At 72.2% G+C, this 26732-nt stretch carries 23 protein-coding genes and 1 pseudogene; 18 read left to right on the top strand and 6 right to left on the bottom strand.

Annotated features, from left to right (window positions below; genetic code table 11):
* The first annotated feature begins 21 nt into the window (after positions 1–21).
* The 12 genes and pseudogenes from BMX74_RS04195 to BMX74_RS04140 all read left to right on the top strand — a co-directional run bounded on the left by BMX74_RS04195 (position 22) and on the right by BMX74_RS04140 (position 10435).
* Positions 22–1530, top strand: coding sequence for a carboxylesterase/lipase family protein (locus tag BMX74_RS04195; RefSeq protein WP_091098398.1), 1509 nt, complete (start codon positions 22–24; stop codon positions 1528–1530).
* 1409 nt (positions 1531–2939) lie between these two features.
* The gene (locus BMX74_RS04185) at positions 2940–3344 is read left to right on the top strand and encodes a GrpB family protein (protein ID WP_218153866.1); all 405 of its coding nucleotides are present in this window, start codon (positions 2940–2942) and stop codon (positions 3342–3344) included.
* A 65-nt stretch (positions 3345–3409) separates the two neighbouring features.
* Positions 3410–3541 (top strand): hypothetical protein, encoded by a 132-nt coding sequence (locus tag BMX74_RS45380; protein ID WP_256256763.1) that lies wholly within the window; start codon positions 3410–3412, stop codon positions 3539–3541.
* Between the two features lie 51 nt (positions 3542–3592).
* Positions 3593–4207: a hypothetical protein gene (locus BMX74_RS43800; RefSeq protein ID WP_177227216.1), complete on the top strand. Its 615-nt coding sequence runs from the start codon at positions 3593–3595 to the stop codon at positions 4205–4207.
* 300 nt (positions 4208–4507) lie between these two features.
* Positions 4508–5305 carry an endonuclease/exonuclease/phosphatase family protein gene (locus BMX74_RS04175; protein WP_143078551.1) on the top strand — a complete coding sequence of 266 codons (798 nt, stop codon included), beginning with the start codon at positions 4508–4510 and terminating at the stop codon, positions 5303–5305.
* Positions 5306–5556: 251 nt separating this feature from the next.
* Positions 5557–5793 (top strand): annotated as a pseudogene (locus BMX74_RS04170) (transposase); the annotation flags it as partial.
* A 283-nt stretch (positions 5794–6076) separates the two neighbouring features.
* Positions 6077–6745, top strand: coding sequence for an LmeA family phospholipid-binding protein (locus BMX74_RS04165; protein WP_091098389.1), 669 nt, complete (start codon positions 6077–6079; stop codon positions 6743–6745).
* Positions 6746–6922: 177 nt separating this feature from the next.
* Positions 6923–7594 (top strand): HupE/UreJ family protein, encoded by a 672-nt coding sequence (locus BMX74_RS04160; RefSeq protein ID WP_218153865.1) that lies wholly within the window; start codon positions 6923–6925, stop codon positions 7592–7594.
* 91 nt (positions 7595–7685) lie between these two features.
* A complete protein-coding gene (locus BMX74_RS04155) occupies positions 7686–8159 on the top strand; it encodes a hypothetical protein (protein WP_143078550.1) in 474 nt (157 codons plus the stop codon).
* Positions 8160–8304: 145 nt separating this feature from the next.
* The gene (locus tag BMX74_RS04150; RefSeq protein WP_143078549.1) at positions 8305–9477 is read left to right on the top strand and encodes an alpha/beta hydrolase family protein; all 1173 of its coding nucleotides are present in this window, start codon (positions 8305–8307) and stop codon (positions 9475–9477) included.
* 54 nt (positions 9478–9531) lie between these two features.
* A complete protein-coding gene (locus BMX74_RS04145; RefSeq protein ID WP_055501700.1) occupies positions 9532–9780 on the top strand; it encodes a hypothetical protein in 249 nt (82 codons plus the stop codon).
* Positions 9781–9922: 142 nt separating this feature from the next.
* On the top strand, positions 9923–10435 hold the full coding sequence (locus BMX74_RS04140; RefSeq protein ID WP_091098386.1) for a hypothetical protein: 513 nt from the start codon (positions 9923–9925) through the stop codon (positions 10433–10435).
* A 57-nt stretch (positions 10436–10492) separates the two neighbouring features.
* Here the strand turns inward: BMX74_RS04140 and BMX74_RS04135 are convergent, their stop codons facing one another.
* The 3 genes from BMX74_RS04135 to BMX74_RS46255 form a co-directional block, all read right to left on the bottom strand.
* Positions 10493–11842, bottom strand: a complete 1350-nt coding sequence (locus BMX74_RS04135; RefSeq protein WP_091098384.1) for an alpha/beta fold hydrolase — start codon at positions 11840–11842, stop codon at positions 10493–10495.
* Positions 11843–11985: 143 nt separating this feature from the next.
* A complete protein-coding gene (locus BMX74_RS04130; protein ID WP_236714577.1) occupies positions 11986–12654 on the bottom strand; it encodes a response regulator in 669 nt (222 codons plus the stop codon).
* A complete protein-coding gene (locus BMX74_RS46255) occupies positions 12636–14975 on the bottom strand; it encodes a sensor histidine kinase (protein WP_305728621.1) in 2340 nt (779 codons plus the stop codon). Before BMX74_RS46255 ends, BMX74_RS04130 begins: the two co-directional genes overlap by 19 nt.
* A gap of 529 nt (positions 14976–15504) precedes the next feature.
* On the opposite strand from BMX74_RS46255, the gene BMX74_RS04115 reads away from it, so the two are divergent.
* A complete protein-coding gene (locus tag BMX74_RS04115) occupies positions 15505–16002 on the top strand; it encodes a hypothetical protein (RefSeq protein WP_143078548.1) in 498 nt (165 codons plus the stop codon).
* 114 nt (positions 16003–16116) lie between these two features.
* Here the strand turns inward: BMX74_RS04115 and BMX74_RS04110 are convergent, their stop codons facing one another.
* The 3 genes from BMX74_RS04110 to BMX74_RS04100 all read right to left on the bottom strand — a co-directional run bounded on the left by BMX74_RS04110 (position 16117) and on the right by BMX74_RS04100 (position 19856).
* Positions 16117–17136 (bottom strand): zinc-dependent alcohol dehydrogenase family protein, encoded by a 1020-nt coding sequence (locus tag BMX74_RS04110; protein ID WP_091098374.1) that lies wholly within the window; start codon positions 17134–17136, stop codon positions 16117–16119.
* 108 nt (positions 17137–17244) lie between these two features.
* Positions 17245–18675 (bottom strand): M81 family metallopeptidase, encoded by a 1431-nt coding sequence (locus BMX74_RS04105; protein ID WP_218153864.1) that lies wholly within the window; start codon positions 18673–18675, stop codon positions 17245–17247.
* A gap of 56 nt (positions 18676–18731) precedes the next feature.
* Positions 18732–19856 carry an ROK family transcriptional regulator gene (locus BMX74_RS04100; RefSeq protein ID WP_055501690.1) on the bottom strand — a complete coding sequence of 375 codons (1125 nt, stop codon included), beginning with the start codon at positions 19854–19856 and terminating at the stop codon, positions 18732–18734.
* Positions 19857–20061: 205 nt separating this feature from the next.
* On the opposite strand from BMX74_RS04100, the gene BMX74_RS04095 reads away from it, so the two are divergent.
* The 5 genes from BMX74_RS04095 (at position 20062) to BMX74_RS04075 (ending at position 26585) form a co-directional block, all read left to right on the top strand.
* Positions 20062–21774, top strand: coding sequence for a peptide ABC transporter substrate-binding protein (locus BMX74_RS04095; RefSeq protein WP_055501689.1), 1713 nt, complete (start codon positions 20062–20064; stop codon positions 21772–21774).
* A 4-nt stretch (positions 21775–21778) separates the two neighbouring features.
* Positions 21779–22738, top strand: coding sequence for an ABC transporter permease (locus BMX74_RS04090; protein ID WP_055501688.1), 960 nt, complete (start codon positions 21779–21781; stop codon positions 22736–22738).
* On the top strand, positions 22735–23655 hold the full coding sequence (locus tag BMX74_RS04085; protein WP_218153863.1) for an ABC transporter permease: 921 nt from the start codon (positions 22735–22737) through the stop codon (positions 23653–23655). Before BMX74_RS04090 ends, BMX74_RS04085 begins: the two co-directional genes overlap by 4 nt.
* Positions 23656–23657: 2 nt before the next feature.
* Positions 23658–25655 (top strand): dipeptide ABC transporter ATP-binding protein, encoded by a 1998-nt coding sequence (locus BMX74_RS04080; RefSeq protein ID WP_091098372.1) that lies wholly within the window; start codon positions 23658–23660, stop codon positions 25653–25655.
* Positions 25656–25751: 96 nt separating this feature from the next.
* A complete protein-coding gene (locus BMX74_RS04075) occupies positions 25752–26585 on the top strand; it encodes a hypothetical protein (protein ID WP_055501686.1) in 834 nt (277 codons plus the stop codon).
* Positions 26586–26732 lie beyond the last annotated feature (147 nt).

The following is a 26732-nucleotide window of genomic DNA, read 5'->3' as shown; positions in this document are numbered from 1 at the left end:
TCCCTGCGGAAAGGCACCACCGTGAACCACCACCCCGACCCCGTCGCCACCACCGCGCAGGGAGCCGTCCGAGGCCTGCGCCAGGGCGCCGCCCTCACCTTCCGCGACATCCCCTACGCCGCCCCGCCCCGCGGCGCCGGCCGCTTCGCGCCGCCGCGGCCGCACGAGCCGTGGGACGGCGTACGGGACGCCACGGCACCGGGGCCCAACGCGCCGCAGTCCGAACGCAAGCTCGGCAACGTGGACATGTCCCCCTACTTCGGCGCCGGTTGGAGCCGCGGGGAGGACTACCTCACCGTCAACGTCTTCACCCCCGCCGCCGGCGGTACCGGGCTGCCGGTCATGGTGTTCGTCCACGGCGGCGGGTTCGTCGCCGGCTCGACGCGGTCCCCGATGTACGACGGCTCCGCCTTCGCCCGCGACGGCGTCGTCCTGGTGACCCTCAACTACCGGCTCGGCATCGCCGGGTTCCTCGACCTGCCCGGGGCCCCCGCCAACCGCGGCCTGCTCGACGTGGTCGCCGCGCTGCGCTGGGTGCGGGAGAACATCGCCGCCTTCGGTGGCGACCCGCGCAACGTCACCCTCTTCGGCCAGTCGGCCGGGGCGACCATCGTCGGCGGCGTCCTGGCCACCCCCGAGGCCGCCGGCCTGTTCCGCCGTGCGATCGTGCAGAGCGGCAGCGGCCTGGGCGCGTTCACCACCGAGCAGGCCGCCCGCGTCACCAAGGCGGCGGCCGAGGTGCTGGGCGTCAGGCCCCACGCCCGCGACTTCGCAGGTATCCCCGACGAACGCCTGGTCGAGGCCGCTTCCCGGCTCTCGGGCATCGACCTGCGGACCGAGACCCGCCACGACCCGTTGATCGGGCTCAGCCCCTTCAGCCTCGTCCTGGACACGCAGCCGGCCGAGTCCGTCGCCGCCGGGCTGAGCGCCGGCGTCGACCTGCTCGTCGGCACCAACGCCGAAGAGGGCAATCTCTACCTGGTGCCGGTGGGCGCCTACGCCACCTCGACCGCCGCCGACGTCCACGAGGCGGCGGCGCGCTCGCACCCGGATCCGGCGCGGCTCGTCGGGACCTATCGGGCCTCGCGTCCCGGGGCGTCCCACGCGGAACTGCGCTCGGCCATCATGGGCGACGCCCTGTTCGGCGCGGGCAGCCGCGCCCTGGCCGGCGCGCACGCCGCCCATCCCGGCTCCGCCACCTACGCCTACGAGTTCGCCTGGCGCTCCCCGGCCCTGGACGGGCAGCTCGGCGCGACCCACACGGTCGAGCTGCCCTTCGTCTTCGACCTCGCGGACCGGCCCGAGCTGAACGGCCCCAACGCCCTGCTCGGCCCCGGCCCGGTGCCCGTGGGCCTCGCCGCCCGCGTGCACGAGACGTGGATCCGGTTCGCCAGGACCGGCGAGCCCGGCTGGGACCCGTACGAGAACGAACGCAGGGCGACCATGCGCATCGACACCGAGTGGACCCAGATCGACGACCCCCGCCCCCAGGAACGCCAGGCCTGGAACCAAGGGCCTGCAGAGAAATGACTCTTGGCATCCCGGGTTCCCAGCCGATGGTCTGGTATGAGCGCGTCGGCGGAGACCGCGATGCGCGGTGCGCAGGTCGACGCACGCCCGCTGAAAGGCATTCCTGATCACGTCCGCAGGATCATCCAGGTCTCTGACGCCGGGTTTGATGCAGGCAGGGTACTCATAAGCCGGCAGCAGGTCCGAGCCGGACTGTGCCCAGGCGCCGCGCTTGTCATCCCAGGCTGCCTCGGCCTCGCTGAGCAGCACGTTCAGGTCGGCGGGTCGGGGGATGAAGGGGTGGATGATGAAGGTGGCTGCCCAGCCGAGCGAGACCATGTCGAGGTTGAAGGTGCGCCGATCGGGATGATCGCGCGGCGGCAGCGGGTCGGAGGCCGAGCCGGAGAACCACGGTGCGGTGTAGGCCGGCAGCCTCCCGTTCTTCTCCACCGACTCGCCGGTGGCGATGACCGCCGGCTTGCGCTGGGAGCCGTCCGTCGCTCAGGAAGTCGACAGGCATGTACGCAACGTATGACTCAACAGACACAGCGTCATCAGAGCGACACAGCCGTTACCAGCCGCTACCTGCTGTCACGCAATGCAGATCAACGTTGCGCTGTGAAACCGAACGGGATCCGGCGTTAACCACCTCCGGAAGACCACGACGGCAGGGGTACTGACCTGGGAGGACCCCGTTAACGCCGGATTCCGTTCCAAATCTCTCTGACCCCCGGCTACGCCGCCGCTACGCCCCCTACCTTGCGGGCCTGCTGCACGCGGTGCGGATGGCGGCCCCGCTGGCCGGCCCGTTCCCGACCGGCGTCGCCGGCATCACCTTGACGGAGGAGGACAAGTCCCGCCTGGAGCTATCGTGCAAACTCCTCGACAACCTCACCCCGCCACCCGAAGGCGAAGGCATGCCCGAGCTCGAAGCCGCCGACCGCCAGCGCGGGCACAACCCGGGCGGCGGCCGGAACTGGATCTCGCCGCGCTCCGGCAGACGCTGGTTGAGCTCGACCCGGACATGTGGTGGGGCGGCCTGCGGGAGCGGGAAGTCCCCGAAAGCGGCGAGGTCGTCTATCTGTGTTACCGGCACCGCCAGGCGCTGCGTTATCCCGCCCAGCTGCAGGACAGCCGAGATGCAGCAATCGCTGCTGGCGGGCAACCCGGGCGGACGATCAGCTTCCTCCGGCTCGCCGAACGTCTGCGTGAGCTTGGCATCCACTCCAGCCAGGCCCGCTCCACCGCGCTGTTCCAGCTCGCGACCGACCTGCCCGGCGTCGCGCCCTGGCCCGCATGCTCGGCATCCGCATCACCGTGGCCGTCGCCTGGCAAGGCGCCGGCAGCGGCGGCTGGACCGGCTACACCGCTGAGGTCAGCCGCCGCCATACACGACCAGCCACCATACGGCCAGATGAGGAGCACCCTGATTGAGCACGCCCATCGAGATCGTCCCCTACGACCGGCGCTGGCACGAGATGTTCGCGGCTATCCGCGACCTGATCGCCCACATACTCGGCTCGCTCGCCCAGCGAATCGAACATGTCGGCAGCACTGCAGCCCCAGGCCTGCCAGCCAAGCCCATCATCGACATCGACGTGGTCATCAACACCCGTGACGACCTGCCCGCGGTCATCAAGAACCTGCGTCTCCTCGGCCACCACCACGAAGGAAACGGGAACATATCGGGGCGAGAGGCGTTCACCAGCCCTGCAGATACGCCTTCGCACCATCTCTACGTCTGCGCGGTCGACACCCGGAACTCGCACGTCACCTCGCCTTTCGGGACTTCCTTCGCGGGCACTCGCAGACCGCGGACGCCTACGCCGAGTTGAAGAAGTGATCTGTGGTGACTCTCAGTCGTGCGGCCTGAACGCCTTCTCGGCACCCCGGATGACTCGTGCCGGACGAGCTCTCTGACGATGACAAGCGCGCCCCTGTCGCGCTGATCATCGACTGCGCCAGCGAGGAAACCGACAATCGGCAGCTGACCGCCTGGGAAATGTCGGAGAACCTGGGCCTCATCGCCTGAGGACCGTCAAGGTTGGGGCAGGACCCCCCCGAGATCCTTCGGAGGGCGGCCATGAAGCCTTTCTCGATCGTCGTCACCACGGCGCTTGTCGTCGCGATCGGCTGGATGCTCGGCCCTGGCGCGCCGTGGTGGCTGGAACACGTCGACGGCGTGACCAGTCTGACCGGCAAGGACTTGGCAGCGGCCGTCGACGCGGTCCGCGGGCGCGTCCTGGCGGTCGCCACCGGCTTGGCCGCTCTCGGCGCACTCTTCTACACCGCCCGCAACGCCGACACCGCCCGGCGCACCTTCCAGCTCAGCGAACGCGGCCACGTTACCGACCGCTACGGCAAGGCCGTCGAGCAGCTCGGCAGCGCCCAGGCCCCGGTCCGCCTCGGGGGCCTGCACGCCCTGGAACAGCTCGCCCAGGACAACCCCGGCCCGGAGTTCCGGCAGACGGTCGTGGACGTGATCTGTGCGTACCTCCGCATGCCGTATACCCCGCCGGCGGACGCAACCGATCCAGCCGAGCCCGCCGTACCGCGTGCCGCCGTAGCCGGGGTCTCCGCGCCGTCCACCGGGCGCGATCCCCACGAGGAACGCCAGGTCCGCCTCACCGCCCAGCGCATCCTGCACGCTGGGACTTCGAGCTCACTCGAGATGCTTGGGCGTTCGACCGGCAGGTGAAGGTTTGGGTTCGTGGCCAGGGAATACCGAGAGCGTTACGAGCAGACCAGATGAAGTACGGCGGCCACACGGAGACGGCTCTCCTCTCGGACATCAGTGAGGCTTTTCCAACCTGATCGGGCTGATCAGCAGGAGAGAACCGGGACGGGTTGGCATGAGAAGAGGCTCTCGGCAGCTCGTACGCCCGGGTCTGACCCCATGAACCAATAGGCTCCTGGTTGCCAGATGTGCCGGTTGAGCGGTCTTTCGACGGCTCGGATCATGTGTGGAGGGATGTCGGTGATGATGATCAGCCAGCTCGTGATCGCCGGGCTGTTGTTACCGAACCTGTCCGTACAGGCACAGCCACCTCCCCTCCACGTGATGACGTGGAACGTCTGTGCGGGCACCAACGCCGGGTGCGCGCTCTTTCGCCGCTCGAACGCCGAGCTGGCTTGGCACGTGGCAGTGCTGGCGACCGAGGCGGACGTGGTCTTCCTCCAGGAGTTCTGCACAGACGCCGACGCCGACCTGGAACGCGAGCTCGAACGCCGTACCGGCCGGAACTGGAGCGTCCGGTCAGCCGGGCTGAAGTACTCGGACGGTTCCCCGTACCAGTGCCTGCCCGACAGAAACGGCAGGCCGCGTGGGGTGCTGAGCGTCACCCTGGCCGTGGCCGTGGCCGGAGCGGACACCGGCCTCGTCGTGCACGCGCTAACCTCGCCGCCGTGGGGACCCCGCAGGTACGCCGTCTGCACGGCCGACCGGGCGTTCTGCACCGCGCACTTCTCGTCGGGATCGAGCTACGACGACAGGCAGAAGGGCAGGCCCTACCGCCACATCCAGTTGCGCGAGCTGTTCAAGCTCGGCCGGGGTGTGATCGGCGGCGACCTCAACCTTGTGCCGCGCGACGCCGCCGGGGCCTACAAGGGCCGCGACGAATGCGACCCGCGCCGGCGCTGGACCTACGTGACCCGCAAGCGGAAGATTGATTACGTGTTCGCCGGCGAGGGCCGCGTACGGAAATGCTTCGTCGATTACGCCCGGAGCACGTGGTCTGATCACGTCCCGCTGCACGCCTGGGTGAGAGCAGGCTCAACGCCGCTTGCACCACGTTGAGCTGGCCCAGCATCAGATTGTTCGTCATGCCCTACCAGCGAAACCCGGATTTGCGCATCCACCTTACCGGCCAGGGACGAATTGGGATACGTCCTCACTGAGGCCTTTCATCCGTGGGTGAGCTCGTAGTGAACCCGTCCGGCATTGATAAAGGCTCCTGCGGTTGGAAAGGATGGAGCCCATGGCCGGTCGATCTTCTTCGCATCCCTCCCACCGTCGATACCCGCCAGAGCTGAAAGCAGTCCGGTGAGTCCCACGCAGTGATCACTCGGGTGGCGCGTCAACTCGGCGTCGGGTCCGAATCGCTGCGCAGCTGGGTGCGCCAAGCTGACGTCGACGCCGGGCAACGGCCAGGCACGACGACGGAGGACGCGCAGCGAATCGCCGAGCTGGAACGCGAGGTGCGCGAACTGCGCCGGGCCAACGAGATCCTCAAGGCGGCTTCGGCTTCTTTCGCGAGCCAACTCGACCCACGCCCGCCCAGATGAACGCCTTCATCGACGCCCATCGCGACCGGTTCGGGGTCGAGCCGATCTGCCGGGTGCTGCAACACCCGACGTCGACCTACTACGCCGCCCTCCCGACCACCATCGGCCCGCGCCGTCCGCGACCAGCAGCTCAAAGCCGAGATGTTGGGGCTGGGGTCGGCCGGGTTCCTGGTCGCCGCCTTCCGTTCCAGGTCGCTCGCGCAGCGGGCCGAGATCGACGGATGAGTGATGCCGGAACGGCGGCCGAGGACTTACGCGGCTGCAGACGCGTGCGGAGTGCCCCATGCGCAAGGTGATCGTTTTCCTGATGGCGCTCGTCATCCTCCTCATCATCGACCGAGTCGCCGTGGCGAGCGTCGAGCGCGACCTGGCGAACAGAATCGACGCCGTTCCCAGCCTGTCCGGCACGTCGGCCGTGTCGATCGAGGGCATCCCGTTTCTCACGCAGGCCGTGTCGGGGCGCTGTCCAGAGGTGCGGTTCGATCTCGGCACCTTCAGCTACGGCAGCGTGCAGGTCAGGAACGTGCGGGGCGCCGCGTACGACGTGACGGCGCCCCTGGCCGACGTCCTGCGGAACCAAGCCCGTGTCCAGGCCGGTCGCGTGAGCATCAGCGGCACCCTGTCCAGGGCGACGATCGACGCGTTCGCGCCGAGTGGCGTGAAGATCGGCGGTAACGGGCGACGGCTCACGGCCTCGGGGGAGGTCACGATCGGGGCGAACAAGGTGAAGTTCAATGCCGAGCTGCGGGTCGAGGTCACCGACGGGAAGATCAGGCTCCAGGCCGAGAAGATCCAGGGCGTGCCCTTGCCGGACCAGGTCGCACAGCTGATCTCCTATCCGATCCCGTTCAATCTGCCCTTCGATGTGAAGCTGACCGGGGTCAGGAGCCTGCCGGAAGGACTGGAGCTCTTCGCCGAAGCGTTTGACGTGCCGATTCGTGGAAGAGGTTGAACCACTTCGCCCTGTCGTCCGGGAAGAGCGCGGGCACAGCAGGCGCCGAGGCTGAGCGCCACTACTTGATCCCGCCATCGTTGAGACATCATCTTGTGAACGATCAACCTCACAGAGATCCTCTCGCCGGCAAGAAAGACTGAACGACTTCCTCGAAGCCGTTCAGGCCAAGGTGTCGTGCCGCAGGTCAGCGCCTGCCCCTTCCGCCAACTTCATCTGGAAGGGACAGGCTCGGCGGTCCTGACCACCCGCGCCCCGGCCGTCGAGGTCGGAGGGCACCCCGCCTCCCTGCAGGCGCTGGAGTTCCTCGTGCTGGGCGCCGAGCACCTGGTGACCGGCCTGGACCACGTCCTCTTCCTGCTCGCCCTGCTCATCGGCGCGCGCCGCCCGCGCGACGTGGTCGTCACCGCCTCGGCCTTCACCGCCGCCCACAGCATCACGTTCCTGCTGGCCGCGATGGGGATCGTGGAGGTTCCGGCGCGGGTCGTCGAGCCGGTCGTCGCCGTGTCGATCACCGTGGTGGCCGTGGCGAACCTTTTCGGCCGCGCGGAAGGCGGGGCCGGCCGGTGGCGGCTGCCCGTCGTGTTCGCCTTCGGCCTCGTCCACGGCCTCGGCTTCGCCGGGGCCCTCGACATCGGCGGGAGCGGGTCGTGGGAGCTGCTGCTGTCGCTGCTCAGCTTCGACCTCGGCATCGAGGTGACGCAGCCGGCGATCGTCGCCGTGCTGTTCCCGCTGCTCAGGTGGCTGCGCCGCTCCCCCGCGCACCGCTGGGCGGTGGCCGCTCCGACCGTGCCGATCGTGACGGTCAGCCTGTACTGGCTCGTCGACCGGCTCCCCCTGCCGTTGTGACCGGAGGCGGCCCTGAGCTGCGAACCTGGACCGATAACCGGATTTCGGGCATTCTTGTCGAGATCTTCTGTCAAACCGAAAGGACGATAACGTGCGAATGCCCGGCAAGGCAGCACTCCTGACCGCGGCCGTCTGCCTGAGCGGTGTCCTCGCGACCCCGGCCGACGCCGCCACCCGCAGCCCGGAGAGCATCTGCGGCGGGGGATTCGGCCGGGTCTCCGGCGGCACCAAGGACGTCGTGACCCCCAGCGGCCGCAAGTACGGCACGGTCTACCTGCTCTACAACCGCGCCACCAAGCAGAACTGCGTGGTCACCATCAAGTCCAGCTTCGTCGGCGCGAAGAGCCCGGTGAGCGCCGAGCTGAGCGTCCAGCCCAAGGCGGTCAAGGACCAGAAGCAGAACCCGATCGTGCGCCGCGACAGCGGCAGGTACAAGTACTACGCCGGCCCGGTGAAGTACTGGGCCAAGGACCTGTGCGTGAAGTTCTGGGGCACGATCAAGCCCAACGGCCACGACCCGGCGGTCGCCAGCGGCGGCCGCCAGAGCTGGGGCAACTGCAGCTGACCGCGTAAGGGGGCGGGTCACCGCCCCCTTCCCGCGGAGGACGCGCGTGGACCATGGTCGTAGGCGGGCGGCTACCAAAGTCGCGGGCCTGAAGCGCCCTTATGGCCGAGGTGCGGACGGCCTCGCGGTCGGCACAGTGGTTCCCATGCCAAGAAAGATCATTCGCGGTGTGGTCACCGCCGTGGCGCTGCTCGCGGCCTCGGCGCCCGCCGTCGCCGTGCCCGTGGCCGCCCAGGCCGCCGTCCCCACCCCCGCCTCCGCCTCCACGGGCGCCGGGTTCGCCCTGCCCCGCCCGACCGGCCCCCACCCCGTGGGCGTCACCACCCTGCACCTGGTGGACCGCTCCCGCCCCGACCCGTGGGTGCCCGAGGAGAAGGCGCGCGAGCTCATGGTCTCGGTGTGGTACCCGGCCAGGGAGGCGCGGGGCAGGCGGGCGCCGTACATGACGCAGGAGGAGGCCCGGCTCGTGCTGAAGGGGCTCGGCGGGCGGGCGGAGGCCGCGGCCCCGCTCAGCGCGACGCGGACCAACGCCTACCTCGACGCCCCGCCCGCCGGCCGCAAGGGGAGCCTGCCGCTGGTGGTGCTCTCGCCCGGCTTCTCGGTGCCGCGCACCTCGCTCACCGCGCTCGCCGAGGACCTGGCGAGCAAGGGGTACGCCGTGGCGGGGATCGACCACGTGCACGAGTCGTTCGGCACCAGCCTGCCCGGCGGCCGCACGGCGACCTGCGCCGCCTGCGCGCACGAGGACGACGACGACTTCGGCGCCAGGACCGACAGGGGCCGGGCGGCCGACGTGTCGTTCGTGCTCGACCGGCTGACGGGGACGCGCCCGGCCTGGAAGGGCGGCGAGCTGATCGACGCGTCGAGGATCGCGATGGCGGGCCACTCCATCGGCGGCAGCGGCGCCGCGGCGACGATGATGAAGGACTCCCGGGTGCGGGCCGGGGTCAACATGGACGGCACCTTCCGCACCCCGATGCCCGCGACCGGATTCGAGCGGCCGTTCCTCATGCTGGGGGCCGGGAAGGTCCACGAGCCGGACGGCATCGACGTGTCCTGGCCGCGCGACTGGCGGCGCATGACCGGCTGGAAGCGCTGGCTCAACGTGCGGGGCATGGAGCACCTGTCCTTCTGCGACTTGCCGCTGTTCGCCGACCGGCTCGGGGTGAAGACCGAGGCCACGCTCTCCGGCCCGCGCACGGTGGAGATCATCCGGGCGTACGTGGGGGCCTTCGTGGACCTGCACCTGCGCGGGCGGCGGCAGCCGCTGCTGGACGGCCCGTCCAAGCGTTACCCGGAGGTCCGCTTCCTCCCCTGACGTCCGCCCTGGACTGGGGGGCCGCCCGGTGGGCATGGGGGACGAGGGGGGCAGATGGTGAAGTACATCGCGCGCATGTTTCCTGACCCGGGTGACGAGGCCATGGGGATCGTCCGCAGGGAGGTGTTCGAGGTGGCCGGCGACGGCGCTCTCGTCGTGAGCGACGTGGAGGCCCGCGACCACCCCGAGGTGCCGCTGTCGGCGGAGCAGCGGGACGCGGTGCTGGAACGCCTGGGATACGTCCGCACCGGCCCGTGGATCGAGGAGGGCGAACGGGCCGAGGCGTCGGTGCGCCCGCACTGACGCGTTCTCACACCTGTCGGCGCTGTCACTTGTCCGTCACGAACGGTGACGGCAGAGGTGCCGCCGTGACAGCTGTGGTTCGTGGTGCCCGTGGGCAGGCTGAGGGGCGTTGTCACCGTCCCCCCTGATCCTGGAGGACCCGATGCGCCACTCTTCGATCGCCGCCGCCGCCGTCGCCGCCCTGGCCGTGGCGGCCCTCGTCCCGGGGGCCGCCACGGCCCAGGCGGCCGGGGCGACCGCCTGCCCCGGGGTGCTGCGGACGCCGCAGACCGAGCTCAAGCCCGTCGTCGCCCAGCTCTCCTACCAGGCGCCCAACAATCGCGACGGCGAGGACACCGTCACCGCGGCCTACACCAAGATCCCCCAGGCGGACGAGGTCCAGTTCGTCCTGCACAGCGCCCCCCAGGTCACCTGGTGGAAGGGGATCAGTGTCACCGACCAGAAGGGCCACGTCCTGCGGGACCAGCAGGACTTCACGCAGGACGCCAAGCACGACACCCGCGTCCTCACCCTCACCAGGACGGAGGCCGCCGCCTGCGCGTACGTGTGGCTCTCCAAGGCCAAGACGTTCGGCAAGCACACCCCCATGTACCCGGTCTTCGTCCAGGCCTCCGACCTGGGCAACCGCATCGACCTCACTTGGGTCAAGGACTGACGCGCACGCGGCGCCCTCCGGCGCCGCCGCCCTGGGTGGGCGGGCGGCCCGGAGCGGTCAGGAGGGCTCCTTCGACGAGGTGACCGCGGGCAGAGGCAGCGGGCGGTCGAGGAGGAAGGTCGTGAGCAGGTCGCGGTACAGGTCCGGGCGGCCGTTCGCGATCGAGTGCCCGGCGCCGCGGACGTACACGAGGGTCGAGGCGGGCAGGATCCGCCGGTACTCGTACGTGACGTCCCACTTCAGATAGTCGCACTCGCCCCGCACGATCAGGGTGGGCACGCGGACGCCGCGCAGCCGCGGGCGCGGGTCGGGCACGGCGGAGGCGTCGGCCGAGGTGAGCTGGTTGCCGTAGAAGCCGGGGCGGTTGTCGTGCAGGGGCGCGGGCGCGCCGCCCGGGCAGCCGGTGGCGTCCTTGGCGGTGAGCAGCAGCGCGCGGAAGCGGGCGTCGGCCTCGGCGTCCGGGACGAGGGCGTGCGCGGCGGCCGGGTTCAGCTGGAGCAGGAGCCCCTGCACGAGGAAGCGCGGGTCGGAGGACAGCTCGTCGGCGCGGGCGGTCTCCGCCGGGGTGAGACGGTCCCAGGGGCCGCCGATGCCGCCGGGGAAGGCGGGCTCCCAGATCGGGCCGGGCGAGGTGAGCACCGCCTTGGCGACCCTGTCGGGATGGGCCGCCAGGTACGCCGCCGTGAGCGTCCCGCCCCACGACCTGCCGACCAGGATCACCCGCTCGGCGCCGATCGCGCCGCGGATGGCGTCGAGGTCGGCGACGTGCCGGGCGACCGTGTAGCCGGCCACGTCCTGCAGCCGGGTGGACCGGCCGGCGCCGAGCTGGTCGTAGGCGTAGACGTCGAAACCGGCGGCGGCCAGCTCGGCGCCGCCCTCCGGGACGCCCTCCCCCGGCGTTCCCGGGCCGCCGTGCAGGAAGATCACCGGAGTGGGCCGCGCCCTCCCCGACGCGGGGATCTTGGCGTAGGCGATGCGGGAGCCGGTGGGCAGGTTCCAGTAGGAGACGCCGGGAGGCGCCGCGGCGGCGGGCGGCACCGGGTAGCCGCTGAACACGGTGACGGCGGCCAGCCCGGCGGTCAGGAGGACGACGCCCGCGACGTACCCCCAGAGCGCCCCCCGCCGCAACGGCCTGCGGCGCGGAGCGCGCGGCCGCCCGGCCACCGGTCCCGCCGCATCGGGCGGCGGGGCTTCCTGCCGGGCCGCTCGCGCCGGGGCGAGCCTTCTGGCCAGGGGGCGGCCGAACAGCCACGCCGTCCCCGCCGCCGCCACCAGCCCGGCCGCCGAGAACGCCGCCACTACGGGGACGAGGGCGGCTGCCCCCACGAACGCCACCGCACCGGCGACCGGCGCCACCACCAGCCCGGCAAGCGCGAACACGATGCCGTACACAAGGTTGGATCTCATGAGATCACGCTAGGAAGCCGATCCGGCCCCCACCTCCTGCCGCGGAACCGTCCGCACCCCCGCCGCGTGGCGGGGGGCGGGAGCTCCTTGGTAGGGGCGAGCGGCTCGACCCGGGGGGTGGCCGCCGGCCCGAACCAGGTTTCTCAGCGGCGGCCCGGCCGCACCAGGCCCGTCTCGTACGCCGCGATCGTCGCCTGGAGCCGGTCGCGCACGCCGAGCTTGCCGAGGACGACCGCGACGTGGTCCTTGACGGTCGCGCGGCTGATGCCGAGCGCGTCGCCGATCTCGGCGTTCGTCAGCCCGCGCGCCACCTGGCGCAGCACCTCCGTCTCGCGCGGCGTGAGCGTGGCCAGCACGCGGGCGTCCCGCGGCTCCGGCTCCGCCGCGAACCGGTCGATCAGCCGCCGGGTGACCCCCGGATCCAGGAGGGCGTCGCCGGCGGCGGCCACGCGCACCGCGTCGGCGACCCGTTCCGGCTCGGCGTCCTTGAGCAGGAAGCCGCTCGCCCCCGCGCGCAGCGCCGCGAACAGGTACTCGTCCAGGCCGAACGTCGTCAGCACCACCACCCGCGTGCCCGGCGCGCGGGCGACGATCTCGGCGGTCGCCCGCAGACCGTCCATGCCCGGCATCCGCACGTCCATGAGCGCCACGTCCGGACGCAGCGACACCGCCAGCGCGACCGCCGCGTCCCCGTCGGCCGCCTGGCCCACGACGCTCAGGTCGGGCTCGACGTCCAGCACCGCCGCGATGCCCGCCCGCACCACCGCCTGGTCGTCGGCGACCGTCACCCTGATCAGGTCTCGGGCAGCCACACCGTCACCGTCCCGTCCTCGTGGGCGGTGAAGCCGCCTCCCGCCGCGTCGGCGAGCGCCCGCAGCCGCCTGACCGCCCTCGGCGACGCCGGCCCGCGGACCGCCGTCCCCGCGCCGTCGCCGGTCACGGTGATCTCCGCGCCCGTGCGTCCGCGCAGCATCAGCTCCACCGCCGTGAACGCCGCCACCTCCACGCCGGGGGACGCCTCGCGGCGGCCACCGGCGTACCGGACGGCCGCTTGGTGCCGCGTGGCGAGCAGCGCGATGCCCGCGAACGTGGGGGGCGGGTCGTCGCCGACGACCGGCGAGCGCAGCTCGTCGAGCGACTCCCTGAGCGCGGCCAGGCCCGCCCTGGCCTCGGCCAGCACCACGTCCAGCCGGCCGCGTTCCGCCGCCGCCAGGACCGCCCCCATGCGGCGCAGGGCCGAGGAGCGCAGCCGCGCCTCCAGGCGGGCGCGTTCGGCCCGCACCGCGGCCTCCGCCTCCCGGCTGAGCCGGACCTGCTCGTCGCGCGTCGCGGTACGTCGGCGGGCCCGCAGCCGCGCCACTCCCACCCCCAGCGCCCACGCCGCCGCCGCGGGAACCGCCAGACCCGAGGCCAGCACCGCTCCCGCCGCTGCCCTGTCGCCGACGATGCCGGGGCCGCAGGCCAGCACCAGTCCACCTGCCGCCGCCACGGTGGCCGTGGCCGCCGCACCGGGCCGCCATCGCCGGCCGCCCTGGACACCCACCGCGTACAGCAGCGTCAGCTCCACCCACAGGCACCAGAGGAAGAAGTCACCGGCGGGCTGCGTCGTCCAGCCGGCGAACCAGGCGGCGAGCAGGACCGGGTGGACCGACAGCGCCGCCGCCAGGCCGGGCAGCGGGGCGCGGGCGCGTACCGCGAGCGGCAGGGCGTGCGCCACGAACAGCACCGCCAGCAACGCGACCTCACCGGCGCTCAGGGGGACGTCGTCCGCCAGCAGGCTGAAGCCGACCGACCAGGCCACGGCGAACAGCACCAGCGCCCCGTTGGACGCCGGCCCACCCCGCCACCCGCCCCACCGACCGGGGACGGGCGGCGCGGAGACGGGCGGCGCGGAGACGGAGAGCGGGAGGGCGGCCGGCACCACGGCGGCGGGCCCAGGAGGGGAGGCCGCCGAGGCGGAGAGCGCCGGGACGGACGGCGCGAGGGCCGACGGCACTGAGACCGACGGCGCTGAGGCGGACGGCACTGGGGCGGAGGGCGCGTCCTGCAGCGGGAACTCGGCACGCACTGCCCACCCGGCCCCTTCCGGCCCTGCCGACAGAACGCCGCCGCACTCGGCCACAGCCACCCGCAGCCCCGCGAGCCCATGGCCGCCGCCGAGCCCCTCAACGTCCCGACGCCCGCCGAGCCCGGCCGCCGTCCCCGCACCGGCCAGACCCGGCGACCGGCCTACGGCGCTCGGCAGGGGCGGGGTGCGGGCGTCCCTGGACGTGGCCGCCGTCTCGTCCGGTCCTGGCACCGGCGTCGTCCCGCTGTGGCGGCTCGTGCTGTCGTCGGAGGGTTGCGCCGCGTCCTGTGTGGTGGTGGGGCCGTCGACGAGCGTGATGACCAGGCGGTCGGCCGCCTGTTCGACGGCCACCCGCACCGTGCCGCCCTCCGCGTAGCGCAGGGCGTTGGTGAGCGCTTCGCGTACCACCCGGTAGGCGACGGCGGCGATCTCCGGCGGCGCGCTCCGGGCCGTCCTGACGTAGGTGACCCGCGGATCCGGCCAGGCGGCGACCAGCGCGTCCAGGTCGGCGAGGTCGCGGGGGCCCGGCCGTTCGTCCTGCGCGCCGCCACCGGGTGCGCGGACGCCGGTCAGCCGCTCCAGCTCGCCTTCCGCCAGCCGCGCGGTCTCGGCGGCGTCGCGGACGGCACGCGCCTGCAGGTCGGGGTCGGCCAGGCGCAGCGCCGAGGCGGCGCCCACCACGATGCCGGTGAACCTGTGGGCGGCCGTGTCGTGCAGTTCCGCGGCGAGCCGGTGCCGCTCCACCTCGCCCGCCGCCTCGGCCGCGGCGCCCGCCGCGGCACGGTACGCCTCCAGCGCCAGCCGCCGCGCCCGGCGCCGCCTGCCGGACCTGCCGAGCGCCCAGGCGACGGCCGCGCACCCGGCCGTCAGCAGCGTCGCCCCGGCGACGGGCCCGGGCCGCTCGCCGAGGGCGAGCGCCGTCACCGCCACCGCCACCGTCACCACCGCGACGCCTGCCGCCGCCACCCCGGCCGTACGCCTCAGGGCGAGCACGTACAGCGCCGCGGCGACGGCGGGCGGCACGACCGCGGGCGCCCAGCCGCCCATCGGCACCTCCTCCAGCATCGTCAGCACTCCCCTACGCCTCCTCCACGCCGCCTTCGCACCGCCTTCGCATCACGGCCACCACCACCGCCCCTGGACCGGCGACGGCGCCGACGGCACCCGGGGGCGCCGCGGCGGCCGGCACCCGGGCGAGCACGGGCCGGGCCCGAAGGCGGCGTACCGCGACCGGGCGGCCGCACGGCGAGAACCGGCGCGACCGGCGCGGGGCGGCCCGCCCGCGCGCCAGGACGCAGCTGACGGCGCGCGGGCGGCACGGCGACGGCGGCGTCCAGGGGCGGCCGGTCACCGGGACGCGGCTTCCGGGAGAACGGCGGCGCGGCTCGGGCACGAGGCAACGCTATCGGCCGCCGCGCACCAGGCGGCGCCTTCGGCGGGAGGCGCCCGGCGGCTCCCCTTGGGCAGGACGTCATGCGGAGGCGGGACTCGTCCTCCCGGACGAGCCGTCCCTCCCGCACACCGCGCTCCCCCTCCCCGCGCCCGCCGGCCGTAACCTCACGAGAGGGGGAACGGGTACGCGATCATGTGATCCATGTCGATCCCCCCGGACCCGTCCGCGGCCGCACCGCCGCAGAAGTCAAGACATTCACGAATGGCTCGGGCAAGCGGCTGCCTGGCCCTGCTATTGGTGCCGCTCCTGCTGCTCGCGGCGATCGTGATGGCGCCGGTGTGGATCAATGACCACCGGCTGGCGCGCATGGTGGACCGCATCCAGGAGTATCCGCTGCCGGCCGGAACAGACTTCGGGTCCTTCGACCCGCAAGTCAAGGTGAGCGGCGACTCCGGTGACTGCTTGTACACCATCCGCTTCGGGCTCTTCACCGAGCGGCCCGTCCAGGAGGTGCTGAACCACTACCGCCAGGCGAAGATCGAAGACCCCGACGGAGACCTCGGCGACTACAGGGTCGTGGCCTTCACGGTGTTCGACGAGCCGGGCACGCCCGTGGCCGGCACCTCCGCCACGAACTCAGTGATCATCGATCTGGACGGCGTGTACGACGGCACCGGGATGGACATGCGCTGCCACTGACACGGCAGGGCCGCTCGCGCGCCGGTCTTCTGCGCTCTGACCGAGATCGCGGGGAAGGCGGCCATGACGTCGCTCACGGCCGCGCTCCGCCCCTGACGGGGCCTGCCCCCGGTGTCAGACGGTGAGGAGCACCTTGATGGCGCGCCGCTCGTCCATCGCCCGGTACGCCTCGGGCGCCTCTTCCAGGGGCAGTTCGAGGTCGAAGACCTTGCCGGGGTCGATCGTGCGGTCCCAGATCAACCCGATCAGCTCGGGCAGGAACCGGCGCACCGGGGCGGGCCCGCCGAGCAGGTGCACCTCGGCGAAGAACAGTTCGTCGCCGGGGATCCGGACGTCGTGGGCGACCCCGACGAATCCGACGTGCCCGCCCGGCCGGGCGCAGCGGATGGCCTGCATCATCGACTCCTGCGTGCCGACCGCCTCGATGACCGAGTGCGCGCCGAGGCCGCCGTCGAGCTCCTTGAGCCTGGCCACGCCCTCGTCGCCGCGTTCGGTGATGATGTCGGTGGCGCCGTACTCGACGGCGAGCTTCTGCCGGTCCTCGTGCCGGCTGAAGACGACGATCCGTTCGGCGCCGAGCCGGCGGGCGGCCAGCACGCCGAGCAGGCCGACCGCGCCGTCGCCGACGACGGCGACGGTCCTGCCCGGTCCGGCCTGGGCGGCGACGGCGGCGAACCAGCCGGTGCCGAGCACGTCGGAGGCGGCCAGCAGCGACGGGATCAGGTCGGGTTCCGGCATGCCGGGGGTGGCGACGAGGGTGCCGTCGGCGAGGGGGACGCGGGCCCGCTGCGCCTGCGTGCCGATGTCGTTCATCGACTCGGCGCGCACGCAGCGGGACTGGTAGCCGTCCCGGCAGATCTCGCAGGTGTTGTCGGAGGCGAAGAAGGAGCCGACGACGAAGTCGCCGGGCTTGACGTTCCTGACCTCGCCGCCGACCTCTTCCACGACGCCGACGTACTCGTGGCCCATCGGCTGGTCGCGGACGTCCTGGACGCCGCGGTAGGGCCACAGGTCGGAGCCGCAGACGCAGGTGGCGGCGAGGCGGATGACGGCGTCGGCCGGGTGGAGGATCGTCGGGTCGTCGCGTTCTTCCACCCGGACGTCGCCGGGCGTGCGCATCACCACACCGCGCATGTCGTTCCCTCCTCGGGGTCGCTGTCCTGACCGCCTACCCGGGGAAGGGCCCCGCTGGGGAGACCGCCGGCCAAATCGCGGTAAGGCGGCGACCGGGCCGTGGAGGCGTCAGATTCCCTCGGGGGTGAAGTCGCGGTCCAGCGGGAAGATCGGCCGGGTGAGGTTGGCGTAGGGCAGGCGGGGCAGGTCCTGGTCGACGCCGCCGGGGGTGAGGGCGAGCATCCAGCCGGCGGCCGCCTCGAACAGCTCGGGCTCCAGGTAGCCGATCTTGACGGTGACGACGTCCACGCCGGCCACGTCGACGCCGAGGCGGCGGTACGACTCCAGCAGCCGGTACTGCATGCGGCGCGAGGTGAGGAAGACGCTGAGCCCGCCGACCCGGACGGAGGCCACGCGGCCGCCGTCGGGGTCGTCGGCCACGGCCTCCAGGGTGCCCTCCAGCGGCACCGGTCCCGGGTCGCGGGTGTCGACGCGGCCGCCGGCGCGGACGCTGACCGGCGAGCCGACCGGCAGGTGGGCGATCTCGGCGACGGCCTGCGGGTCGAACAGCGAGGCGAAGACGGCGCGGACGGAGCCGTCGCGGATCTCCGGCCGGGCCAGCATGCGCTCCAGGGCGTAGGTGACGTCGTCGGCGCCGCCGGCGCCGGGGTTGTCGCCGGAGTCGCTGATGAAGTACGGCCGGGCGCCGTCCTTGATCGCGGCTTCGAGGCATTCGTCCATGGAGCCGGTGGGGGCGACGAAGGCGAACTCCTCGCGCGCCTCCCAGAAGGCGCGGGCCAGTTCGCGGGCGGCCTGCTCGGCGGCGTCCGGGTCGGTGCCGGTGGCGACGACGGCGCCGGAGCAGCGGGGCTCGTCGGCCCAGGCGAAGCCGATCCAGACGGCGGCGTCGATGACGCCGGGGCGGGCCTCGATCTCGGGGATGCGGCCGTACAGGCCGGCGGCGGGCTCGACGCGGGTGCTGGTCATCTCGCCGGGCAGCAGGATCGGGACGTGCACCAGCGTCTTGTGCGGCCGCTCGCCGCGGCGCAGCGCCTCCACGAGGTTGCGCGCGGCGCGCTCGCGGGTCTCCCACACGTCCACGTGCGGGGCGGTGCGGTAGCAGGTCAGCAGGTCGCAGCCGGCGAACAGGGTGTGGGAGACGTTGCCGTGCAGGTCCATCGCGGCCGACACCAGCGGCTCGGGGCCGAGCACGCCGCGGACGGCGGTGACGAGGTCGCCCTCGGCGTCCCGGCGGCCCGCCACGCTCATCGCGCCGTGGATGTCCAGCAGCATCCCGTCGAAGCGGCCGGCGGCCAGGCCCTCGACGATCTCGGCCTTCCACGCGTCGTACGCCTCGGGCTCGACGGCGCCGCCGGGCAGGGCGCGGGCGTGCACGAGCGGCACCCATTCGACGTCGCGCGCCCACGGCTGGTCGCGCCAGGCGTAGCGGTCCAGGAGCGCCTGGCCGCGGGTGACCTCGAAGTCGCCGGTGCCGCTGCGGTGCGGGGAGAAGGTGCTGGACTCGATGTGGATGCCGCCGATGGCGATGCGCAGGGGCACGGTGACTTGACTCCTTCTGGACGGTTCCTGGGCCTGGCCGGGCTCGCTCGGGGCGCCTAGACGGTGGAGGCGCGTACGAGGCGGCCGAGCCCGACGAGGGCGGCGTCGGGGCCGGCGAGGCTGGCCTCGATGGACAGGGACTGGGTGATCGACGGCAGGCACCGCTCGTACAGCATGCCCTTGGCGGCGGCGACGTAGACGTCCAGGCTGGACAGCGACCCGCCGATGACGACGGTGTCGGGGTTGAGGAAGTTGACCAGCCCCGACAGCGCCACGCCGAGCAGCCGGCCGGCGTTGCGCACGAGCGTGACCACGGCGGGGTCGGCGTTGAGCGTGGCGGCGACGACGTCGCGGGTGCTGGTGACGGGCAGGCCGCGCCGGGCCAGCTCGCGCACCAGGGCGGCGCCGCTGGCGACGGTCTCCAGGCAGCCGCGGCTGCCGCAGGAGCACTCCTGCTCGCCGCTGTCGGCGACGCGTACGTGGGTGACGTCGCCGCTGAGGCTGCGTCCGCCGCGGTAGACCTGGCCGCCGGAGACGAGGCTGCCGCCGATGCCGGTGCCGGCCTTGACGTAGATCATGTCGCCGGCGTCGGGGCGGAGGGCGTGCTCGCCGATCGCGGCGGCCTTGGCGTCGTTGTCGACGACGACGGCGACGTCGAAGCGGTCGCGCAGGTCGCTCTGGGCGTCGTAGCCGCTCCAGCCGGGCATGCGGGCCGGGCCGACGAGGCGGCCGTGGGGGAACTCGACGGGGCCCGGCAGGGCCATGCCGACTCCGAGCAGCCGCTGGCCGGGGGCGTGGGCGGCTCTGACGCTGTCGAAGGCCGCGCCCATCTCGTCGAAGATCGGGCCGGGGCCTGCTCCTATGTCGATGGCGCGCTCCTCGGCGGCCAGCAGGCGGCCGGAGGGCGAGCAGAGGCCGACGCGGGCGTGCCGGGCGCCGAGCTCGGCCACCGCGTAGAGGCCGCCGGCGTCGCGCAGCCGCAGGATCTTCCGCCGCCGCCCGCCGGTGGAGGCGCTGACGCCCTCCTCCAGGATGACGCCCTCCTCCAGCAGGCGGCGCACCACGCTGGAGACGGTGGAGGGCGCGACCTGCAGGGTTTCCACCAGATCCGCACGGGAGGCGGCCTGGCCGCTGGCCAGCAGGCTGAGCGCCTGGTCGCGCAGGCTGGCGGGATCCGACATGCCTCTCCTCTGGGTGCGCGTCGCGGTCGCCCGTCGTCCGGGCGCGGCGAAGATCTCCGAAAGATGTACTGGACGCGGACTGTACACCGAAATAAGTGTCCCGAACAAAGTGGATTTTTCGCATTGACTTCACCGAAATGCGTCTATACATTCTCCGGACTGAGCGCCCCCAGGAGGGCACGCGCACGTCTCGACGAGGAGAACCATGGGGACGAGAATCCGCATCGCCTGCGGCGTCGCGGTTGTCGGGCTCAGCCTGACCGCCTGCGGCGGCACCACGGGCAACAGCTCGCAACAGGGCGGCAGCCAGGGCAAGGACACCGCGACGGTGGCCTTCCGCACGCCCAACTGGATCCTGCCGATCTCGGCCCCCGGCTTCACCCAGGGCGAGAACGACATCTTCTCCACGGCCCTGTACCGCAAGCTGTACAGCTACAAGCTGGACGGCTCCAGCCCCGACAACATCGACCCGCGCCGGTCGCTGGCCGAGGCTCCGGCCGTCAGCGACGGCGGCAGGACGCTGACCATCACGCTGAAGGACAACACCTGGTCCGACGGCAAGCCGATCACGACCAAGGACATCCAGTTCTGGTGGGACCTGGTCACCACCAACAAGGACAAGTGGGCGTCCTACCGGCCCGGCGGCTTCCCGGACAACATCGAGGAGTTCAAGGTCAAGGACGACAAGACCTTCTCCTTCACCACCAAGAAGGCCTACAACACGGCCTGGTTCATCGGCAACCAGCTCAACCGCATCGTCCCCCTGCCCCAGCACGCCTGGGACAAGGGCGACCCGAAGACGACCTTCGCCGCGCTGACCACGGCCGCCAAGGACCCCAAGTCGTACGCCACCGACCCGCTGTGGAAGGTCGGCAGCGGCCCGTGGAAGCTGGAGAAGTACGTCCCGAACGGCGAGGTCGTGCTCGCCAAGCAGGACACCTACTCCGGCCCGGACAAGCCGTCGCTGAACAAGGTCGTCCTGCGGCCCTTCACCGGCGACGACTCCGAGTTCAACGTGCTGCGCGCGGGCCAGATCGACTACGGCTACATCCCGCCGGCGAACCTGTCGCAGAAGTCGTACCTGGAGTCCAAGGGCTACACGATCTCCCCCTGGTACGGGTGGTCGATCACCTACCTGCAGCTGAACTACAACAACCCGAAGACCGGGCCGCTGTTCAAGCAGCCGTACCTGCGTCAGGCGCTGCAGATGCTCATCGACCAGCCCACCATCAGCAAGGTGATCTGGGGCGGCATGGCGTCGCCCACCTGCGGCCCGGTGCCGTCCAAGGGTGAGGGCTGCGCCTACTCCTTCGACCCGGAGAAGGCCAGGCAGCTGCTGGAGGCCAACGGCTGGAAGGTCACCCCGGACGGGCAGACCACCTGCGAGGACGCCGCCAAGTGCGGCGAGGGCGTCGAGAAGGGCGCGCCGCTGGCGTTCACCGTCACCAGCCAGTCCGGCTTCACCGCCACCTCCAAGATGTTCGCGGAGATCAAGTCGCAGATGGCCAAGGTCGGCGTGCAGCTGACCATCAAGGAGGTGCCCGACTCCGTCGCGGTCACCCCGGCCTGCAAGCCGGACGAGTCCAAGTGCTCGTGGGACATGAGCTTCTTCGGCTCCCAGGGCAGCTGGTACTACCCGGCCTTCGCCTCCGGCGAGCGCCTGTTCCAGACCGGCGCCCCGGTCAACCTCGGCAGCTACTCCAACCCCGAGGCCGACAAGCTCATCGACAGGGCCCAGTTCTCCTCCGACGCCTCGGCGCTGCAGGAGTACAACGCCTTCCTGGCCAAGGACCTGCCGGTGCTGTGGATGCCGAACCCCGTCTACCAGATCTCGGCCTACAAGTCGGGGCTGCAGGGCGTCGACCCGCAGGACCCGATGAACCTGATGTACTTCCAAGACTGGTCCTGGAAGAGCTGACCCGGTGGCCCGCTACCTCCTCACGCGACTGGGCCAGGCCCTGGTCATCGTGGTCCTGGTGACGCTGATCACGTTCGTGATCCTGCACTTCCTGCCAGGCGGCGCGGCGCGGGCCATCTTGGGCAAGGAGGCGACGCTGGAGCAGATCGCCGCCTTCAACCACGAGATGGGCTACGACCGGCCGCTGTGGGAGCAGTACGCGCTGTACCTGCAGCGGCTGGTCCACGGCGACCTGGGCTACTCCTTCCAGCTCAACCAGTCGGTGGCCGAGGCGATCAGCCAGCGCCTGCCCAAGACCATGCTGCTGTCGCTCGCCTCGACCGCCCTGGCGGTCGTGGTGGCGATCCCGCTGGGCGTGGTGCAGGCCGTACGCCGCAACAAGTGGCCCGACTACACCATCAACGCCCTGTCGCTGCTGGCGTACGCCACACCGATCTTCTTCATGGGGCTCATGATGATCATCCTGTTCTCGCAGGTGTGGCCCGTGCTGCCGCCGGAGGCGCCGCAGGGCTTCACCCTCGGCGAGGTGCTGGCCGACCCGGCCGGGCTGGTGCTGCCCACGGTGACGCTGGCCGTCCTCACGGTCGCGGTCTACTCCCGCTACGTGCGCTCGTCGATGGTGGACAACCTCAACGAGAACTACGTGCGCACCGCGCGCAGCAAGGGCCTGTCCGAGGGGCGGGTCATCGTCGGCCACACCCTGCGCAACGGCCTGTTCCCGGTCATCACGCTGCTCGGCATGTACCTGCCGGCGCTGTTCAGCGGCGCGCTCGTGGTCGAGCGGCTGTTCAACTACCCGGGGATGGGGCTGCTGTTCTGGCAGTCCGCGCTCAAGCGCGACTACCCGATCCTGCTCGGCGTCACGCTGCTGATCTCGGTCGCGACCGTGCTGGGCGCGCTGGTGGCCGACATCCTGTACGCCGCCGTCGACCCGCGCGTCCGGCTGAAGGCGAGCCGCTCGTGAACGACGAGACCCGCGACGAGACCCACGACGGGGCCCACGACGAGGCCCACGACGACGGGACCCGCGTGCGCGGCCTGTGGCGGCAGGGCCTGGAGGTGTTCGTCGACAACCGGCTGGCGCTGGTCGGCGTGGGCATCTTCGTGCTGCTGGCCGCGTTCTCCTTCCTCGGCCCGCTCTTCCACGACAGCGACCAGGTCCACACCGACCTGGCGAGCGTCTACCTCTCCCCCGGCACGGCCGGCCACCCGCTGGGCACCGACGGCGTCGGCTACGACCAGCTCGGCCGGCTCATGCTGGGCGGGCAGACCTCGATCGTGGTGGGCCTGGCCGCCGGCCTGCTGGCCACCGTGGTGGGCACCGTGTGGGGGGCCATCGCCGGGTTCGCCGGCGGCTGGGTGGACGCCGTCATGATGCGCGTGGTCGACGCCATGATGTCGATCCCGGCGCTGTTCCTGTTCATGCTGATGGCCGCCATCGTCACCCCGACCGTGCCGATGCTGATCGTCATCATCGGCGCCTTCGCCTGGCTCGGCCCGGCCCGCCTGGTGCGCGGGGAGGCGCTGACGCTGCGCACCCGCGAGTACGTGCTGGCCATGCGCGGCATGGGCGGCACCGGCGGGCGCGCCGTGCGCCGGCACATCATCCCGAACGCGATCGGCACCGTCATCGTCAACGCCACCTTCCAGATCGCCGACGCGATCCTGTACGTGGCCTATCTGTCCTTCCTCGGGCTCGGGGTGCCGCCGCCCGCCGCCAACTGGGGCGGCATGCTGTCCGACGGCCTGTCGGACACCTTCAGCGGCCACTGGTGGCTGCTGTACCCGCCCGGGATCGCCATCATCCTCATCGTCCTGGCCTTCAACTTCATCGGCGACGGCCTGCGGGACGTCTTCGAGGTCCGCCTCAGGAGGAGGTAGCCATGAGCCTGTTGCGGCTTGTCGACCTCAGCACCGACATCGCGCTGCGCCGCGGCGCCGTCCACGCCCTCGACCACGTCAACCTGGAGGTGCGGCAGGGCGAGACGCTCGGCGTGGTGGGCGAGTCCGGCAGCGGCAAGACCATGACCGTGCTGTCGGTCATGGGGCTGCTGCCGCCCGGCGGCCGCGTCGTCGGCGGTCAGATCCTCTTCGACGGGCGCGACCTGCTGGCGATGAAGCCCGAGGAGCTGCGCCGGGTGCGCGGCGTGGAGATGGGCATGGTCTTCCAGGACCCGCTCACCTCGCTCAACCCCACCATGCGCATCGGCGCGCAGGTGGCCGAGCCGCTGCGGGTGCACCAGGGCGTGGGCAAGGCCGAGGCGCGCGAGCGGGCGATCGAGATCCTGCGCCGGGTCGGCATGCCCCGTCCCGAGAAGATCGTGGACGACTACCCGCACCAGCTGTCGGGCGGCATGCGCCAGCGCGTGGTCATCGCGATGGCCCTCATCCGCTCCCCGCGCCTGCTGATCGCCGACGAGCCGACCACGGCCCTGGACGTGACCACCCAGCGGCAGATCCTCGAACTCATCGACGACCTGCGCGAGGAGTTCAAGATGGCGGTCATCCTGGTCACGCACGACCTCGGGGTGATCGCCAGCCGCGCCGACCGGGTCGCCGTCATGTACGCCGGGCGGGTGGTGGAGACCGCGACGACGGAGGAGCTGTTCCGCGCGCCGCGCCACCGCTACACCGAGGCGCTCATGCACGCGCTGCCCGAGTCGGCGCAGGGGAAGCTGTACTCGATCCCCGGGCTGCCGCCGGACCTGTCGCGGCCGCTCACCGGGTGCCGCTTCGCGCCGCGCTGCCGCCACGCCACCGACGCGTGCCGCACCACCGACGTCCAGCTCGTCCAGGCCGCCGAGGAGCACCTGTACGCCTGCCTGCACCCGGTGACCGAGCCCGTGGCCTTCGCCCCTCGCGGGGCCGGGGAGCCCCGCGAGGCCGCCGGGTCGGGGACGATCCTGTCGGTGCGCGAGCTGGTCAAGGAGTACGACGCGGGCGGCAAGGGGCGCGTCAGCGCGGTGGCCGGCGTCTCCTTCGAGGTCAAGGCCGGGGAGACGTTGGGCATCGTGGGCGAGTCCGGCTGCGGCAAGTCCACGGTGGGGCGGCTGGTGGCCGGTCTTGAGGAGCCGACCGGCGGGCAGATCGTGCTGGACGGCACCGACATCGCCGGCCTCGACCGGCGGGCCCGCCGCCGCATGCACCGCGAGGTGCAGCTGATGTTCCAGGACAGCTACGCGGCGATGAACCCCCGCATGCGCATCGACGGCATCCTCACCGAGCCGCTGGAGATCCAGCGGGTCGGCGACCAGGCGGCGCGCAGGGCCCGGGTCACGCGGCTGCTCGACCAGGTGGGGCTGCCCGCACGGGCGCTGGAGCGCTACCCGCACGAGTTCTCCGGCGGGCAGCTGCAGCGCATCGGCCTGGCCAGGTCGCTGGCGCTGGAGCCGCGGCTGATCGTGGCCGACGAGCCGGTCAGCGCCCTGGACGTGTCCATCCAGGCGCAGGTGCTCAACCTGATGCGGGACCTGCAGTCGGAGCTGGGCCTGTCGTACGTGTTCATCAGCCACGACCTGTCGGTGGTGGACTACATGGCCGACCGGATCGCGGTCATGTACCTGGGCAAGCTCGTCGAGATCGGGCCGGCGAGCCAGGTGGTGCGCGCCGCGCGCCACCCCTACACGCAGGCGCTCATCGACGCGGTGCCCTCCCCCGACCCGGGACACGCGCCCAGCCCGGCCACGGCCATCCGGGGCGAGCTGCCCAGCGCGCTCAACCCGCCCACGGGCTGCCGCTTCCGCACCCGCTGCCCGCTGGCGCAGGAGATCTGCGCGACCGAGCCTCCGCTCCAGGGCGGCCCGCACCAGGTGGCCTGCCACTTCCCGCTGCGCCCCGAGGCCGCCGTGTCGGCCGGCGCGGCGCCCGCCGGGGCGGGGTGACCGCGGGAGGGCCATGCCGGCTCACGCGTCCGGCTTGACTGTCGATCTTTCTTGCACAAGATTGTTCGAGTCTTCGCGTCCCTCCCAAGGAAACCCATGAAACGAGCGATCGTCGGCGCCGTCGCGGCCGTGAGCGTGATGCAGATCACCGCCACGCCCGCGCAGGCGGCGCCCAAGAGCGACCCGGTCCGCGCGCTGCAGGCCCACCTGGCGCGCGGCCAGGCCGTCAACGTCCAGACCACGGCGAAGGTCGTGTTCACCCCGGCCATGGTGACCAGCTACGAGCTGGACGGCACGTTCGGGCTCGGCCCGCGCGGCGCCGTCGCCTCCGACGTGGCCGGCACCCTGCGCTTCAGCAAGGACATGCTGCGCGGCATGAAGAAGCGGCAGCCCGCCGACACCGAGGCCCTGCTGGAGGGGCCGATCAGGATGATCTCCTCGCCGGAGGCGACGTACGTCTCCGGGCCGATGGTCGAGCGCGCGATGCCCATGGGCCCGGCCTGGGTGCGCTACAGCCGCACGGCGCTGCCGCAGAGCAACGCGGTGCTCGACGTCCTGGAGCCCGCCACGCTCAAGACGCTCATGGCCCACCGCACGTCCTGGAGCGGCGGGGTGGTGAAGGGGTCGGTCAGGACGAGAGAGCTGGCGGCGGCGTCGCGCTCGTTCAGGTCGGAGTTCGGCCCCGGCTCCGGCACCGGCCGGGGCAAGGTCACCTACACGCTGTGGCTCGACCCGGCCGGGCTGGTGCGGCGGGTGTCGGCCACGGCCGTCATGCCGTACGGCGGCGGCTCGTTCACGATCGAGTCGTCCAGCCGCTACTCCGACTGGGGCCGCGAGCTCACGGTGCCGCTGCCCCTGGAGTCGGACGTGATCGACCGGCGGGACGTCGAGGGCGTGCTGCCCGCCCGCCTGCCGGGGATCTGGAGCTAGACCCGCGCCACCAAGAGGACATTCCGGAAAAGCCGGAATCGCCACGGTCGGCGCCGTGCCGCGGGGCGTCCGCCTCGTCCGCGGCCCGGCGCCGAGCCGCAGGCGGGGCCGCCGTTCCGCCGAGGCGGGGAACAGACGCGCGGCCCG

The sequence above is a fragment of the Nonomuraea pusilla genome (genome assembly GCF_900109355.1).
GTDB classification, from domain to species: domain Bacteria; phylum Actinomycetota; class Actinomycetes; order Streptosporangiales; family Streptosporangiaceae; genus Nonomuraea; species Nonomuraea pusilla.
Note: the sequence above shows the minus strand (reverse complement) of the source record. Positions and strands in the feature narration are given on the sequence as shown.

Bases quoted from the DNA above. Each gene is read 5' to 3' on its own strand.
- BMX74_RS43800 (WP_177227216.1), top strand. From the start codon at position 3,593: ATGAAGCCTTTCTCGATCGTCGTCACCACGGCGCTTGTCGTCGCGATC.
- BMX74_RS04165 (WP_091098389.1), top strand. From the start codon at position 6,077: ATGCGCAAGGTGATCGTTTTCCTGATGGCGCTCGTCATCCTCCTCATC.
- BMX74_RS04150 (WP_143078549.1), top strand. From the start codon at position 8,305: ATGCCAAGAAAGATCATTCGCGGTGTGGTCACCGCCGTGGCGCTGCTC.
- BMX74_RS04145 (WP_055501700.1), top strand. From the start codon at position 9,532: ATGGTGAAGTACATCGCGCGCATGTTTCCTGACCCGGGTGACGAGGCC.
- BMX74_RS04140 (WP_091098386.1), top strand. From the start codon at position 9,923: ATGCGCCACTCTTCGATCGCCGCCGCCGCCGTCGCCGCCCTGGCCGTG.
- BMX74_RS04135 (WP_091098384.1), bottom strand. From the start codon at position 11,842: ATGAGATCCAACCTTGTGTACGGCATCGTGTTCGCGCTTGCCGGGCTG.
- BMX74_RS46255 (WP_305728621.1), bottom strand. From the start codon at position 14,975: ATGCTGGAGGAGGTGCCGATGGGCGGCTGGGCGCCCGCGGTCGTGCCG.
- BMX74_RS04115 (WP_143078548.1), top strand. From the start codon at position 15,505: ATGTCGATCCCCCCGGACCCGTCCGCGGCCGCACCGCCGCAGAAGTCA.
- BMX74_RS04110 (WP_091098374.1), bottom strand. From the start codon at position 17,136: ATGCGCGGTGTGGTGATGCGCACGCCCGGCGACGTCCGGGTGGAAGAA.
- BMX74_RS04100 (WP_055501690.1), bottom strand. From the start codon at position 19,856: ATGTCGGATCCCGCCAGCCTGCGCGACCAGGCGCTCAGCCTGCTGGCC.
- BMX74_RS04095 (WP_055501689.1), top strand. From the start codon at position 20,062: ATGGGGACGAGAATCCGCATCGCCTGCGGCGTCGCGGTTGTCGGGCTC.
- BMX74_RS04080 (WP_091098372.1), top strand. From the start codon at position 23,658: ATGAGCCTGTTGCGGCTTGTCGACCTCAGCACCGACATCGCGCTGCGC.
- BMX74_RS04075 (WP_055501686.1), top strand. From the start codon at position 25,752: ATGAAACGAGCGATCGTCGGCGCCGTCGCGGCCGTGAGCGTGATGCAG.